The organism is Xanthomonas sp. WHRI 1810A (genome assembly GCF_040202885.1).
GTDB lineage: Bacteria > Pseudomonadota > Gammaproteobacteria > Pseudomonadales > Pseudomonadaceae > Aquipseudomonas.
Genome location: NZ_JBEGED010000004.1, coordinates 242,770 through 256,278 on the forward strand (window position 1 = coordinate 242,770; position 13,509 = coordinate 256,278).

The window sequence follows — 13,509 nt, forward strand, 5'->3', positions numbered from 1 at the left end:
AAGACCATGTTCACCACCAGCTTCTCCTGGAACGACCTGCTTTTCCTGCTGCAAGGCGCGTGGGTCACGATCCTGCTGACCGTGATTTCGATGCTGATCGGCACGCTCGCCGGGGTGGTCTGCGGCATGTCGCGGGCCCTGTTGCCCCGCAGCACCCTGCCGCTGGCGTGGCTGCTGGACGTGTTTCGCAGCGTGCCGTTGCTGATCCAGTTCGTGCTGTTCAACGCGCTTAAAAGCATCGTCGGCCTGAACTGGAGCGCGTTCACCGTGGCCTGTGTGGTGCTGGGGTTGTACGTCACTGCGTACTGCACGGAGATCGTGCGCAGCGGCGTGCTGTCGGTGCCGATGAGCGTTCGCCGCGCCAGCCGCTCCCTGGGCCTGACGTACTGGCAGGACTTGCGCCAGATCGTCATGCCCATGGCCACCCGCGTGGCCTTCCCCGGCTGGATCAACCTGTTGCTTGGCGTGATGAAAGACACCGCGCTGGTGATGTGGATCGGCATCGTCGAACTGCTGCGCGCCTCGCAAACCATCGTCACGCGCATTCAAGAACCGCTGCTGGTGCTGTGCATCGCAGGCCTCATTTACTACGTCATGAGCCTGGTGGTTGCTCGCTTGGGCGCCCGGCTGGAAACAAGGTGGCAGGAAAATGATTGAGATCGACAACGTACACAAATCATTCGGCGAGCTTGAGGTGATCAAGGGCGTGAGCCTGAAGGTGGAGAAAGGCGAAGTGGTGTCGATCATCGGCGGCTCGGGTTCGGGCAAGTCCACGCTGCTGATGTGCATCAATGGCCTGGAGTCGATCAAGAGCGGCAGCATTCGCGTCGACGGCACCGAGGTGCACGCCAGGAGCACTGACATCAACAAGCTGCGGCAAAAGATCGGCATTGTCTTTCAGCAGTGGAACGCCTTCCCGCACCTGACCGTGCTGGAAAACGTGATGCTGGCCCCGCGCACTGTACTCGGTAAAAGCAAGGCCGAGGCCGAGGCGCTGGCGGTCAAGCAACTGACCCACGTGGGCTTGGCAGACAAGCTCAAAGTGTTCCCCGGCAAACTGTCCGGGGGGCAGCAACAGCGCATGGCGATTGCGCGGGCCCTGGCGATGTCGCCGGATTACATGCTCTTCGACGAGGCCACGTCGGCGCTGGACCCGCAATTGGTGGGCGAGGTGCTGGACACGATGCGAATGCTCGCCGAGGACGGCATGACCATGATTCTGGTGACCCACGAAATCCGCTTCGCCCGGGATGTGTCCGACCGCGTGGCGTTTTTCCGTAACGGCCTGGTGCATGAGATCGGCACGCCGGACCAGGTCATCGGCAACCCGCAACGGCCGGAAACAGCCGATTTTTTGCGCTCGATCAATTAGACATCGGACCTGTAGGAGCGAATTCATTCGCGAAGCGATATTCCGGCAGACAGGTATTTGTCGTCCGTACTGACGTCTCGCGAATGAATTCGCTCCTACAGGAACGCGTTCACTCAGTGGTTACGACAAGAGGAGCAGGCAATGCGCTCATCGAAAGTGATTCATGTGGTCAGTTGCCACGCGGAAGGGGAAGTCGGCGATGTGATCGTCGGCGGCGTCGCGCCACCGCCGGGCGACACGATCTGGGAGCAGTCGCGCTGGATCGAGAAGGACAACGTGCTGCGCAACTTCATGCTCAACGAACCCCGTGGCGGTGTGTTCCGACACGTCAATCTGCTGGTCCCGCCAAAGCACCCGAAGGCGCAGATGGGCTGGATCATCATGGAGCCCGCCGACGTGCCGCCGATGTCTGGTTCCAACTCGCTGTGCGTGGCCACGGTGTTGCTGGACAGCGGCATTCTGCCGATGACTGGACCGGAAACCCGGCTGGTGCTAGAGGCGCCGGGCGGTTTGATCGAGGTGATTGCCCAGTGCCGTGAGGGCAAAGTGCAGAGCGTCGAGGTGTACAACCTGCCCTCGTTCGCCGATCAGCTGGACGTGTGGATCGAGGTGCCGGGGCTGGGCTCGATCAAGGTCGACACCGCGTACGGCGGCGACAGTTTTGCCATCGTCGATTCCAAAGAACTGGGCTTTGCCCTGACCGCTGACGAGGCCAAAGACCTGGTGGACACGGGTCTGAAGATCACCAAAGCCGCCAATGAACAGCTGGGTTTCAACCACCCGACCAACAAGGACTGGAACCACATTTCGTTCTGCCAGATCGCCGCGCCGGTGAACTACGACGGCGGTGTGGCTAATGCAGCGAACGCGGTGGTCATCCGTCCCGGCAAGATCGACCGCTCACCCTGCGGCACTGGTTGCTCGGCACGGCTGGCGGTATTGCACGCCAAGGGCGTTTTGAAGGTCGGCGACCGGTTTGTCGGGCGCTCGATCATCGGCTCGGAATTCCACTGCAAGATCCAGCGCGAAACCGACGTGGCCGGGCGCAAGGCGATTGTGCCGAGCCTGTCGGGCCGCGCGTGGATCACCGGTACGCACCAACACATGCTGGACCCGACAGATCCGTGGCCGGAGGGGTACAAGTTGACGGATACCTGGCCGGTTGGGTTGAAGTTATGAACACCGCTTTGTAGGAGCGCGCTTGCCCGCGAATGCTGTCCGTCTGCAATGCATATGTTGACTGGCACACCGTGATCGCGGGCAAGCGCGCTCCTACAGGGGATGGTGGTTTGCCTGGAAGTTAACGTATACGAAATCCCTTATCCAAAAGATGGAGCGACTCATGAGCAAAACCGTAACCTGGAGCGGTGTCTTTCCTGCCGTCACCACGCAATTCAACGCCGACTTCTCCCTCAACCTGGAGGCGACGCACACGGTCATCTCCAACCTGGTCCGCGACGGTGTGTCGGGCCTGGTGATCTGCGGCACGGTCGGGGAAAACACCTCGCTGAGCGTGGCGGAGAAAATCAGCCTGGTGGAAGCGGCCAAGGACGCGTCGGCCGGTCGGGTGCCGGTGATTTCCGGGATCGCCGAGTTCACCAGCGCCAACGCCAGCGCCGTGGCCAAGGACGTACAGAAAGCCGGCGCGGACGGGATCATGCTGATGCCGGCGCTGGTGTATTCGGCCAAGCCTTTTGAAACCGCCGCGCATTTCCGCACCGTGGCCGCCGCCACCGACCTGCCGATGATGGTCTACAACAACCCGCCGATTTACAAAAACGACGTGACGCCGGACATCCTGATCTCCCTGGCGGACTGCGACACCATCGTGTGTTTCAAGGATTCCTCGGGCAACACCAACCGCTTCATCGACGTGCGCAATGAAGTGGGCGACCGCTTTGTGCTGTTCGCGGGCCTCGACGACGTGCTGGTGGAAAGCGTGGCGGTAGGCGCGGTGGGCTGGGTGTCGGGGATGTCCAACGCCTTCCCGAAAGAGGGCGAAACGCTGTTCCGTCTGGCCCGTGACGGGCGATTTGCCGAAGCGATGGCGCTGTATGAGTGGTTCATGCCGCTGTTGCACCTGGATGCGCGGCCGGACCTGGTGCAGTGCATCAAGCTGTGCGAAGCGATCATGGAACGCGGCAGCGCCCTTACCCGCCCACCGCGCCTGGCCCTGCCGGACGTTGATCGCGAGTACGTGGAAAAACTCATGAAGACCGCGCTCGCCAATCGGCCGGTGTTGCCGGAGGTGGGGTTGTAACACGCACTCCTTCGCCTGCCTGCCATGTGGGAGGGCGCTTGCTCGCGATGACATTTCACCTGAACCTAATCAGGTGGATGACACACCGCCATCGCGAGCAAGCTCCCTCCCACGGCGGTCAGCCGCATCAACTAACGCTAGAGATTGACGACATCCACAAACCGCGAAGCAGCCGTTTCGTCGATCCGCAGGTCGTTGAAGTCGAACAGCGCGCGGTCGGCCAATTGCGACGGTTGCACGTTCTGCAGGCTGCGGAAAATGCCGTCGGTGCGGCCCGGGGTCTTGCGTTCCCACTCCTGAAGCATGTCCTTGACCACCTGCCGCTGCAGGTTTTCCTGCGAGCCGCACAAATTGCACGGGATGATCGGGAACTGCTTGAGGTCCGAGTACGCCTGGATGTCCTTCTCGGCGCAGTACGCCAGCGGCCGGATCACCACATTACGGCCATCGTCGGAGCGCAGTTTCGGCGGCATGGCCTTCAGCGTGCCGTTGAAGAACATGTTGAGGAAGAAGGTTTCGACGATGTCGTCCCGGTGATGACCGAGGGCCATCTTGGTCGCGCCGATCTGGTCCGCGAAGGTGTACAGCGTGCCGCGACGCATGCGAGAACACAGCGAGCAGGTGGTTTTGCCTTCGGGAATCCGCTCCTTGACCAGCGAATAGGTGTCTTTTTCGACGATGTGGTACTCGACCCCCAGCCCTTCGAGGTAGGCCGGCAGCACGTGCTCGGGAAAGCCTGGCTGTTTCTGGTCCATGTTGACGGCCACCAGCTGGAATTTCACCGGCGCCACTTTCTGGAAATGCATCAGCACGTCGAGCAAGGTGTAGCTGTCCTTGCCGCCGGACAGGCAGACCATGACCTTGTCGCCCTCTTCAATCATGCTGTAATCGGCGACGGCCTCGCCTGCCAGCCGGCGCAGACGCTTCTGCAGTTTGTTCTGATTGACTGAAAGGGTGCCCATGGCTGCTGGTGTCCGTTCGGGATGGGGGGTGGAGAGGGGCGGTATTTTACGCATAAACCTCTGTACCGGTAATGACCCCCTGTAGGAGCGCGCTTGGTCTGGGCCGCATCCGGACGATTGCGGTGTGTCAGGCAATCAATGGGTTACAGACATACCGCAATCGCGGGCAAGCGCGCTCCTACAATTGACGGTTTTCATTGCATGCAGCTATTAGCCGGGCCGCTGAGAGTCCCAATGACTCTAAAGCCCCAGTTTGCAAGGCCTGCCGCTTCCTATACTCAAAGGTGAGCTAACAGGTTTAGCCGAGGAGAACGGGCATGATCCATCACGTCTGGGGGCTGTTCACGCACCCCGATCAGGAATGGCAGCAGATACGGGCCGAGGAAGAAGAAAGCATCAGCCACATGTACCTCACGCACACGCTGATTCTGGCGGCGATCCCTGCGGTGTCGGCGTATATCGGCACCACGCAGGTCGGGTGGGTGATCGGCAACCGTGCGCCGGTGATGCTGACCAGTGACAGCGCCGTGTGGATGACCCTCATGTCGTACATCGCCATGTTGTGCGGCGTCGGCGTCATGGGCGGGTTCATCCACTGGATGGCGCGCACCTACGACGCGACGCCGAGCCTTGCCCGCTGTGTCGCGTTTGCCACCTACACCGCCACGCCGCTGTTCATCGGCGGGCTGGCGGCGCTCTATCCGCACATGTGGCTGGGCATGATGGTGGGGGTGTCAGCGGTGTGCTACACGGTTTACCTGTTGTATGTGGGCTTGCCGGTGTTCATGAACATCCCTGCCGATGAAGGGTTCATGTTCTCAAGCTCGGTGCTGGCGGTGGGTCTGGTGGTGCTGGTGGCGATCATGGCGTTTACGGTGGTGCTGTGGGGGATTGGGATAGGGCCGGAGTACACCAATTGAGTGCACCGTTGTAGGAGCGCGCTTGCCCGCGATTACGCTGTGTCAGACGACGAATCTGGCACTGACCCAACGTATCGCGGGCAAGCGCGCCCCTACAAGGACGGCAACAGCGATCACACAACCATTCGGCGGCACGGGTTTTCGGTTCGCCCGGCGTTTACGGCATACTCGCCTCCTCTGGAGACCGATGAAGCATGCCCGAGCCACTCAATACCCGCGTCGAAACCTGCTACCAGCAAGCCGAAGAGTTTTTCAAACGCCCTTTCAAGCGTCCTGTCGTCAGCCTCAAGCTGCGCGGCCAGAAGGCGGGGGTGGCGCATCTGCACGAGAACCTGCTGCGCTTCAACCCACAACTGTACCTTGAAAACAGCGAAGACTTCCTGCGTCAGACGGTCCCCCACGAAGTGGCGCACCTCATCGCCCACCAACTGTTCGGTGACACCATCGCCCCCCATGGCGAGGAATGGCAGCTGATCATGCGCGGCGTGTACGAACTGCCGCCCAACCGCTGCCACACCTATGAAATCCAGCGCCGCAGCGTGACCCGCTATATCTACCGCTGCCCCTGCCCTGATAGCGACTTCGCGTTTTCCGGCCAGCGCCACAAGCTGGTGAGAAAGGGACGCCGCTACCTGTGCCGCAGCTGTCGCCAGGTGCTGGTGTTCAGCGGCGAGACGCGGGTCGAATAGCCCTCGCTTATTGCGCGCAAAAAAAAGCCTGTCCGAAGACAGGCTTTTTCAGGTGTACGACCGTTAAGCGATGTTACGTACGCTCAACCGTTGGCGAGCCTTCGGCCACGCCCAGATCGTCCAGCTGACGGTTTTCGTCGATGGCACGGCCACCGGACGCCAGCTCGGATTGCATCTGAGGCACGTTCAGCTCACCGACCCACTTGGCAACCACCAGGGTGGCAACGGCGTTACCCACCAGGTTGGTCAAGGCGCGGGCTTCAGACATGAAGCGGTCGATGCCTAGGATCAGCGCCAGACCAGCGACCGGCAAGGTGCCTACCGCCGACAGGGTCGCCGCCAGCACGATGAAGCCCGAACCGGTCACACCGGCTGCGCCTTTGGACGACAGCAGCAACACCAGCAGCAGAGTGATCTGGTGGGTGATGTCCATGTGGCTGTCAGTCGCCTGCGCGATGAACACGGCGGCCATGGTCAGGTAGATCGAGGTACCGTCCAGGTTGAACGAGTAGCCGGTCGGGATCACCAGGCCTACTACCGATTTCTTCGCGCCCAGACGCTCCATCTTGATCAGCATGCGTGGCAGCGCCGATTCCGAAGAGGAGGTACCCAGCACGATCAGCAGTTCTTCACGGATGTACTTGATCAGCTTCAGCACGCTGAAACCGTGGGCGCGGGCGATGCCGCCCAGCACCAGCAGGACGAACAGCAGGCAGGTGATGTAGAAGCACAGCATCAACTGGCCCAACTGCACCAGCGAACTCACGCCGTAGGCACCGATGGTGAACGCCATGGCGCCCAACGCACCCAGTGGCGCCAGCTTCATGATCATGTTGATGATGTTGAACATGACGTGGGCGAAGCGATCGATGAAGTCCAGGATCGGCTTGCCGTAGGCGCCCAGGCGATGCAGGGCGAAACCGAAGATCACCGAGAACATCAGCACTTGCAGGATGTCGCCGTTGGCGAAGGCGCCGACGATGGTGTTCGGGATTACGTTGAGGATGAAGCCGACGATGCTCTGGTCTTTACCGGCGGTGACATACCCGGCGATTTTGGAAGCATCCAGGGTGGTGACGTCGATGTGCATGCCGGCGCCCGGTTGCACGACGTTGACCACGATCAGGCCGATCAGCAGCGCGATGGTGGACACGATTTCGAAGTAGAGGAGCGCGTAGCCACCGGTCTTGCCCACGGATTTCATGCTCTGCATGCCCGCGATACCGCTGACGACGGTGCAGAAGATGATCGGTGCAATGACCATTTTGATGAGTTTGATGAATCCGTCACCCAAGGGCTTGAGGGTTACGGCGGTGTCGGGATACCAGTGACCGAGTGCGATACCAATAACGATGGCAACGATTACCTGGAGATACAGAGATTTGTACAGTGGCTGACGAGTCGTCATTGCAGTTTCCTCAAGAGCATCGCGTGCATCATCCACTGATACAACGACGCCTAAAGTACGAACCCTCCTGCGATGGAGGGATTTGTTTTGTCGAGCTGCGCGGGGCAGACCTCTGCGCTGTATCGCAAGTGGCGTGCCATGTTGAGGAAAAGGGCCAATAGCCACGACGGACAAGGATTGTTGCAATAAGGGTAGCGGGGAAAGCAACAAGGATGTGGCGGTTTTCCGCCTGATCAGGGCGAAAAGGCAGGACAGGTGGCGGGTATCCGCCGCAATGCTGTGTGTAGGAGCGCGCTTGCCCGCGATGGCGGTGGCTCAATGACACATTTATTGGCTGACACGCCGCAATCGCGGGCAAGCGCGCTCCTACAGGGTCGAGGGCAGCGCTCAAATCTTGAAATGAATCCGAAACGCCGCCCCGCCCAGATCCGAATCCCCCAGCGTCAACCGCGCGCTGTAGCTTTCGATGATGTCCTTGACCACCGCCAGCCCGATGCCCTGCCCCGGGTTCTGGCGGTCCAGCCGTTCGCCGCGTTCGAGGATCCGCGCGCGCTGGTCTTCCGGGACGCCAGGGCCGTCGTCTTCGATACACAGCTCATCGCCCAGGATCGACGGCTTCCAGCGCACCCGCACCTCGCCCAGGCACAAGCGGTAGGCGTTTTCCAGCAGGTTGCCGAGCATCTCCAGCAACGCGCCCTCCTCCATCTGCACCTGGCAATCGTCCGGCAGGTCGAGCACCACGGTGACTTGCTTGTCCCGGTAGACCTTGTCCAGCGTGTTGCACAGGCTTTGCACCACCGGCTTGAGTTTGACGTGATGACGCACCAGCCCGCTTTTGCGCAGGCTGGCGCGCTGCAGCTGATAGCCGATCTGCTGGCTCATGCGCTCGATCTGGGATTGCAGAATCCGCGCCTGCTCGACGTCTTCCGGGCGCTTGGCGAAGGTTTCACTGACGCCCTGCAACACCGCCAGCGGGGTTTTCAGGCTGTGGGCCAGGTCGTCGAGGGAATCACGGTAACGAATGCGCTGTTCGCGCTCGCTGCTGAGCAGCCGGTTGAGGGAATCGGTCAGGCGCAGCAACTCGCTGGGGTGTTCATCGCTGAGGCTTTCCCGCGAGCCGGCTTCCACCTGATCCAGTTCCTGACTCATGCCACGCAACGCGCGCAGGCCCCAGGTCAGCCCGACCCAAAGCAAAGCCAGCAGCACCAGCAACGCGCCGCCAAAACCGAAATAGAGTTTTTGCCGAAGCCCGGAGATGACTTCCTGATATTCGCGCACCGGTTGCAGCGCCACGATGCTGAACGCCGCGTTGCGCCCGCCCAGCAGCTTGATCTCGACGTCATACACGAAGAATTCTTCGCCGTTGGCTTCGCGGATCTTGGCGAACTCGTTGCCGCGCCCGTCGTAGCGCGGCTGGTATTCGATGTCTTCGTCCTGAGTCGCGCGGGACCGCCAGACCAGTTTGCCCTGACGGTTGTAGATGTAACCGAGCAAGCGGCTGTCCGGCAGGCTGAATTGCTCGCCGGGCAGCAGTGTCGGCATCAGCAGGCGACCGTCTTCCACCCGCGCCGCGGAAATCAGCGTGGTGACGTCGGAGGCCAGGCGCTTTTCAATCGAGCTTTCCAGCGCCAGGCTGAACGCGCTCTGCAACGCCGGCAGCATCAGCAACATGAAGATGACCGCCAGGGTGGCGGCGGCCAGCATCAACCGCAGGCGCAGCGAACGAATCATTTACAGCGCTCAGTGAACAGGTAGCCCAGGCCGCGCACGGTGTCGATGGGCTTGAAGCCGTCCGGGCCTTCGAGCTTGCGCCGCAGCCGACCGACCAACACCTCGATCACGTTCGGATCGCGCTCGTCATCGTCGGGGTACAACTGCTCCATCAGACGTTCCTTGGGCACCACCTGCTGATGATGGCGCATCAGGTATTCCAGAATCCGGTACTCGTAGGCCGTCAACGCCAGCGGCGTGTCGCTGAGCACCGCCTGCTTGCGGTTGAGGTCCAGCAACAGCGGGCCGGCGGTGATCGTCGATTGGGTGAAGCCGCTGGCCCGGCGCAACAAGGCGTTGAGCCGCGCCTCCAGCTCTTCGAACTGAAACGGCTTGACCACATAGTCGTCGGCACCCGCCGCCAGGCCTTCGACCTTGTCCTGCCAGTTGCCACGGGCCGTGAGGATGAGGATCGGAAACGCCTTGTTCTGGGCACACAGGTGGCGAATCAGGTCCAGCCCTCCCATGCCGGGCAGGCCCAGGTCGATGACCGCCAGGTCGTGATTGAACTGCCCGGCCTGATACAGCGCCTCTTCGGCATTGGCCACAGCTTCGACCACGTGGCCGCTTTCGGTCAAACGCGTCAACAGGTGATGGCGCAACAACGCCTCATCCTCGACAACCAGCAATTTCATGACGCACTCCCCGGCACAGGCACACCCCTCGACAGACGGTTTACAGTAAATACTGGGTGGGCAGGTAGTTGCCCGGCCCTTGACTCAAACTCGACGACGGCTCCGTGGCGACGCTACGGGTCGAGGCGCTGGCGTCCAACAGTCTAGACGCACTGGCCATCGCTGCCCCGACATCGTAACTGCCGAGTTGATTTTCCTGTCGCACCTTGACCCCGTTGTAGGTCGCCGACAGGTTTTCGAAGCTGACACAGTAGACGTGATCGACATGTTGCTGGCTCAGGCTCTGGCCCCAGGTCTCAAGGCCGTTGGCGCGGGTGCCACTGACACTGCGGCGCACGCCACTGGGGCGATCGGGCTTGTCGGTGGTCTTGCCGTAGTCGATGCGGGAAATATCAGCAGTGCCTTCGGTGGCCTGGGCAGCGGCGCTGCTGCCGAGAAAGGCCAGGGCCAGAAAAAGCTTGTTGAACGTCAGCATGTGCAGGTCCTCCGGCGCCGGGCGCCCTCTTGGATACAGGGCCAGAGTACGGAGCCTGCGCTGAACCCCTCCTGAACACGAACTGAACCTGTGCTGAACACATATGTACCGCACGGGGTCCGATTTCTAGCGACACAATGGTCTAGGCTCACACGCCACAGGCTGAAACGGCAAACAAGCCCCTCTATCTATAAGAAGGAGATTGAACATGCGGTTGTTGATCGCGCTTACCTTGATGTGCCTGGCAGGTCTTGCCCAGGCCGAAGTCCAGACCCGACAGATCGATTACCAAAGCGCCGACGGCACCAAGCTGGTCGGCTATTACGCGTATGACGATGCCATCAAGGGCCCGAGGCCCGGCATCGTGGTGGTCCACGAATGGTGGGGCCTGAACGAATACGCCAAGCGCCGCGCCCGTGACCTGGCCGTGCTGGGTTACAGCGCCATGGCCATCGACATGTATGGCGAAGGCAAGAACACCGAGCACCCGGCCGACGCCATGGCCTTCATGAAGGCTGCGCTGGCAGACGGCGCTGCGGCCAACAAGCGCTTTGATGCAGGCCTTGAGCAACTGAAAAAACAACCCGAGACCAACCCGGACAAGATCGCGGCCATCGGCTACTGCTTCGGCGGCAAGATCGTGCTCGACGCAGCCCGTCGCGGCGAACCCCTGGCGGGCGTGGTGAGTTTCCACGGCGCGCTGGTGACCGATACGCCGGCCACTGCGGGCAGCATCAAGGCCCCGATCCTGGTTGAGCACGGCAACGGCGACACCATGGTCACGCCGGAAAACGTCGCCAATTTCAAAAAGGAAATGGACGCAGCCAAGGCTGACTACAAATTCGTCGGCATCGACGGCGCCAAGCACGGCTTCACCAACCCGGACGCCGACAAACTCAGCCACGGCGAACATGGCGGCCCGGACATCGGTTACAACAAGGCAGCGGACATGAGCTCGTGGGCGGACATGAAAGGCTTCCTTAAAGAAGCGTTCTCCAAGAATTCATCGATGTAACGCAGCCCCCTGTAGGAGCGCGCTTGGTCTGGGCCGCATCCGGACGATGGCGGTGTATCAGATATGGATCCACCGTCTGACACAACGCCATCGTCCGGATGCGGCCCAGGCCAAGCGCGCTCCTACAATTCAAATCTGCGTCGCACATGACTTCCCCCCCATCACCCGGCAAAATGCCGGCCATGACCCAATCCCTTGCGCTCCCCCTCTGCTGCCCCGCCCTCGACCACCACTGGCCGTTGCCCCACCCAGTGCCGGGCGCGGTGTTGATCAGCAGCCTGTTCGACCCGAGGCAGCTGGCCGACGGTGATTTTCAGCGTTGCCTCATCGATCCCCCCGCCAGCATCCAGCGATCCGTCGCCAAGCGTCAGACCGAGTACCTGGCCGGCCGGCTGTGCGCGCGGGAAGCCATGCGGCGTCTGGACGGTCGCGTGCACGTGCCGCTGATAGGGGAGGACCGTGCGCCGGTATGGCCGGAGGATGTCTGCGGCTCCATCACCCACAGCACCGGGTGGGCGGCGGCCATCGTCGCGCGCAAGCAGGATTGGCGCGGGCTGGGGATGGACATAGAAAACCTGCTCGCCCCGGAGCGTGCCGCGCGACTGGCCGGGGAAATCCTGATGCCCGAGGAGATGGAACGCATGGCCGCAGGGCCTGAAGAGCGGATGGCGCAACGCGTGACCCTGACGTTCTCCCTCAAGGAAAGCCTGTTCAAGGCGCTCTACCCGCTGGTGCTCACGCGCTTCTATTTTCAGGACGCCGAACTTCTGCAATGGTCCGACGACGGCCGTGCACGGCTGCGCTTGAAGATCGACCTGTCCGCCGAATGGCACAACGGCAAGGAGCTGGATGCGCAGTTCAGCGTGCAGCATGGGCAAATCCTGAGTTTGGTCAGTATTCCCACGCAGCAGTTGTAGGAGCGCGCTTGCCCGCGATGGCGGTGTGTCTGCAACACATGCACCGGCTGGCACACCGAGATTCGCGGGCAAGCGCGCTCCTACAAAGGGTCGTGATTCAACCGTGAGCCTAGGTTTCGTCAGCCCCCAACGGACAATGCCCACACCGCCCCACCCACTCCACCCGATAACTCAAACAACAACTACGCCGCTGACGATGTTTGCCATCCGGCATCGCTCTATACGTAATCGCATTGAACAGCGGATTGCGTGATCCATCCGGCCGGGTGCGCTCATTCAGCAGCGCGTAGCCATCGGTCAAAGCAGCATCGCTCACCCGAGCCAGATCGGTCAGGCAGGTTTCCAGATAATCCCCCGCGTTGCCCCACAACACGCCGGGCGCAACGTTCCCGTAGGCGCTCAACACCTCGATCACCCGCTGCAGATGCTCCAGCAATGGCCCGAATCGCTGGAACGGCTCGCCCGACGTGTCAGCCGCGCAACCGCCCTCGTCGGCAAATCGCACACCGTCCAGCACACCCCGGTCATCGAGCGCAAACGCCACCTGATCCAGCGCGAGCGACCACTGCCGGTCATGCACGAGCATGGCCACCACCACCGGCGGGATCAGTTGCATGAAGTAATACTTGGACCACTGCGACACCAGCACCGGCAACTGGCTCGGCATCAGGTCCGGGCCGTAGGCGCGCATCAAAAGACGATCAAGCGTCTCGGGCTGCAACAGCTCGGGGACGGGAAGCATCTGTCTTGGGTCACCCGCCGGGAGCAGCGTTTGGCCAAAGCGCATCAGGGGACCATGGAATAACGCGGGCCTCATGGGCGTGCCTCCGGGTAGTGTCTTTAAAAAAAAGGAACAAGGGTCCCCTGCGGACCGCTTCTGCCGAAGGCGTGGGAGCTGGCTTGTCCTGCGATCTGCCGGGAACCGGCAGCAAGATCTACGGATCGGTTTCGCCTGACACTCCACGGTTGCAGGGTTAAGGCCCGCTACGCACGCCATCGCTGGCAAGCCAAGCTCCCACGGCCTCCGGCCAGAATCAAAAGCCTGTCGATTGAGGCGAATTCCGGCGATTGTAACAACGCACCAAT

At 61.5% G+C, this 13,509-nt stretch carries 14 protein-coding genes; 8 read left to right on the top strand and 6 right to left on the bottom strand.

Going from position 1 to position 13,509, the window contains the following annotated elements; all coding sequences use genetic code 11:
* The first annotated feature begins 6 nt into the window (after nt 1-6).
* The 4 genes from ABQX22_RS08925 (at nt 7) to ABQX22_RS08940 (ending at nt 3,632) form a co-directional block, all read left to right on the top strand.
* The gene (locus ABQX22_RS08925; RefSeq protein ID WP_349798573.1) at nt 7-657 is read left to right on the top strand and encodes an amino acid ABC transporter permease; all 651 of its coding nucleotides are present in this window, start codon (nt 7-9) and stop codon (nt 655-657) included.
* Entirely contained in the window at nt 650-1,372 is a 723-nt protein-coding gene (locus ABQX22_RS08930; RefSeq protein ID WP_349798575.1) for an amino acid ABC transporter ATP-binding protein, read from the top strand. The genes ABQX22_RS08925 and ABQX22_RS08930 overlap by 8 nt, the downstream gene beginning before the upstream one ends.
* A gap of 141 nt (nt 1,373-1,513) precedes the next feature.
* The gene (locus ABQX22_RS08935) at nt 1,514-2,551 is read left to right on the top strand and encodes a trans-3-hydroxy-L-proline dehydratase (RefSeq protein WP_349798577.1); all 1,038 of its coding nucleotides are present in this window, start codon (nt 1,514-1,516) and stop codon (nt 2,549-2,551) included.
* 163 nt (nt 2,552-2,714) lie between these two features.
* Entirely contained in the window at nt 2,715-3,632 is a 918-nt protein-coding gene (locus ABQX22_RS08940) for a dihydrodipicolinate synthase family protein (RefSeq protein ID WP_349798578.1), read from the top strand.
* A gap of 137 nt (nt 3,633-3,769) precedes the next feature.
* Here ABQX22_RS08940 and ttcA read toward each other — a convergent pair whose 3' ends face one another.
* Nucleotides 3,770-4,648, bottom strand: coding sequence for a tRNA 2-thiocytidine(32) synthetase TtcA (gene ttcA / locus ABQX22_RS08945; protein ID WP_441005257.1), 879 nt, complete (start codon nt 4,646-4,648; stop codon nt 3,770-3,772).
* A 263-nt stretch (nt 4,649-4,911) separates the two neighbouring features.
* Here ttcA and ABQX22_RS08950 point away from each other — a divergent pair, with 263 nt between their 5' ends.
* A complete protein-coding gene (locus tag ABQX22_RS08950) occupies nt 4,912-5,514 on the top strand; it encodes a Yip1 family protein (RefSeq protein ID WP_349798582.1) in 603 nt (200 codons plus the stop codon).
* Nucleotides 5,515-5,708: 194 nt separating this feature from the next.
* Complete coding sequence (locus ABQX22_RS08955; protein ID WP_349798584.1) at nt 5,709-6,203, top strand: SprT family zinc-dependent metalloprotease; 495 nt, start codon at nt 5,709-5,711, stop codon at nt 6,201-6,203.
* Nucleotides 6,204-6,276: 73 nt separating this feature from the next.
* Here ABQX22_RS08955 and ABQX22_RS08960 read toward each other — a convergent pair whose 3' ends face one another.
* The 4 genes from ABQX22_RS08960 to ABQX22_RS08975 form a co-directional block, all read right to left on the bottom strand.
* Nucleotides 6,277-7,611, bottom strand: coding sequence for a dicarboxylate/amino acid:cation symporter (locus tag ABQX22_RS08960; protein WP_349798586.1), 1,335 nt, complete (start codon nt 7,609-7,611; stop codon nt 6,277-6,279).
* A gap of 387 nt (nt 7,612-7,998) precedes the next feature.
* Nucleotides 7,999-9,342 (bottom strand): ATP-binding protein, encoded by a 1,344-nt coding sequence (locus tag ABQX22_RS08965; RefSeq protein WP_349798588.1) that lies wholly within the window; start codon nt 9,340-9,342, stop codon nt 7,999-8,001.
* Nucleotides 9,339-10,016, bottom strand: a complete 678-nt coding sequence (locus ABQX22_RS08970; protein WP_349798590.1) for a response regulator transcription factor — start codon at nt 10,014-10,016, stop codon at nt 9,339-9,341. The genes ABQX22_RS08965 and ABQX22_RS08970 overlap by 4 nt, the downstream gene beginning before the upstream one ends.
* A gap of 40 nt (nt 10,017-10,056) precedes the next feature.
* On the bottom strand, nt 10,057-10,491 hold the full coding sequence (locus ABQX22_RS08975; RefSeq protein ID WP_349798592.1) for a hypothetical protein: 435 nt from the start codon (nt 10,489-10,491) through the stop codon (nt 10,057-10,059).
* 208 nt (nt 10,492-10,699) lie between these two features.
* Here ABQX22_RS08975 and ABQX22_RS08980 point away from each other — a divergent pair, with 208 nt between their 5' ends.
* Nucleotides 10,700-11,506, top strand: coding sequence for a dienelactone hydrolase family protein (locus ABQX22_RS08980; protein WP_349798594.1), 807 nt, complete (start codon nt 10,700-10,702; stop codon nt 11,504-11,506).
* Nucleotides 11,507-11,688: 182 nt separating this feature from the next.
* Nucleotides 11,689-12,423: a 4'-phosphopantetheinyl transferase family protein gene (locus ABQX22_RS08985; RefSeq protein WP_349798595.1), complete on the top strand. Its 735-nt coding sequence runs from the start codon at nt 11,689-11,691 to the stop codon at nt 12,421-12,423.
* A gap of 109 nt (nt 12,424-12,532) precedes the next feature.
* Here the strand turns inward: ABQX22_RS08985 and fhuF are convergent, their stop codons facing one another.
* Entirely contained in the window at nt 12,533-13,165 is a 633-nt protein-coding gene (gene fhuF, locus ABQX22_RS08990; protein WP_349798597.1) for a siderophore-iron reductase FhuF, read from the bottom strand.
* Nucleotides 13,166-13,509 lie beyond the last annotated feature (344 nt).

Bases quoted from the DNA above. Each gene is read 5' to 3' on its own strand.
- ABQX22_RS08925 (WP_349798573.1), top strand. From the start codon at position 7: ATGTTCACCACCAGCTTCTCCTGGAACGACCTGCTTTTCCTGCTGCAA.
- ABQX22_RS08930 (WP_349798575.1), top strand. From the start codon at position 650: ATGATTGAGATCGACAACGTACACAAATCATTCGGCGAGCTTGAGGTG.
- ABQX22_RS08935 (WP_349798577.1), top strand. From the start codon at position 1,514: ATGCGCTCATCGAAAGTGATTCATGTGGTCAGTTGCCACGCGGAAGGG.
- ABQX22_RS08940 (WP_349798578.1), top strand. From the start codon at position 2,715: ATGAGCAAAACCGTAACCTGGAGCGGTGTCTTTCCTGCCGTCACCACG.
- ttcA (WP_441005257.1), bottom strand. From the start codon at position 4,648: ATGCGTAAAATACCGCCCCTCTCCACCCCCCATCCCGAACGGACACCA.
- ABQX22_RS08950 (WP_349798582.1), top strand. From the start codon at position 4,912: ATGATCCATCACGTCTGGGGGCTGTTCACGCACCCCGATCAGGAATGG.
- ABQX22_RS08955 (WP_349798584.1), top strand. From the start codon at position 5,709: ATGCCCGAGCCACTCAATACCCGCGTCGAAACCTGCTACCAGCAAGCC.
- ABQX22_RS08960 (WP_349798586.1), bottom strand. From the start codon at position 7,611: ATGACGACTCGTCAGCCACTGTACAAATCTCTGTATCTCCAGGTAATC.
- ABQX22_RS08965 (WP_349798588.1), bottom strand. From the start codon at position 9,342: ATGATTCGTTCGCTGCGCCTGCGGTTGATGCTGGCCGCCGCCACCCTG.
- ABQX22_RS08970 (WP_349798590.1), bottom strand. From the start codon at position 10,016: ATGAAATTGCTGGTTGTCGAGGATGAGGCGTTGTTGCGCCATCACCTG.
- ABQX22_RS08975 (WP_349798592.1), bottom strand. From the start codon at position 10,491: ATGCTGACGTTCAACAAGCTTTTTCTGGCCCTGGCCTTTCTCGGCAGC.
- ABQX22_RS08980 (WP_349798594.1), top strand. From the start codon at position 10,700: ATGCGGTTGTTGATCGCGCTTACCTTGATGTGCCTGGCAGGTCTTGCC.
- ABQX22_RS08985 (WP_349798595.1), top strand. From the start codon at position 11,689: ATGACCCAATCCCTTGCGCTCCCCCTCTGCTGCCCCGCCCTCGACCAC.
- fhuF (WP_349798597.1), bottom strand. From the start codon at position 13,165: ATGCTTCCCGTCCCCGAGCTGTTGCAGCCCGAGACGCTTGATCGTCTT.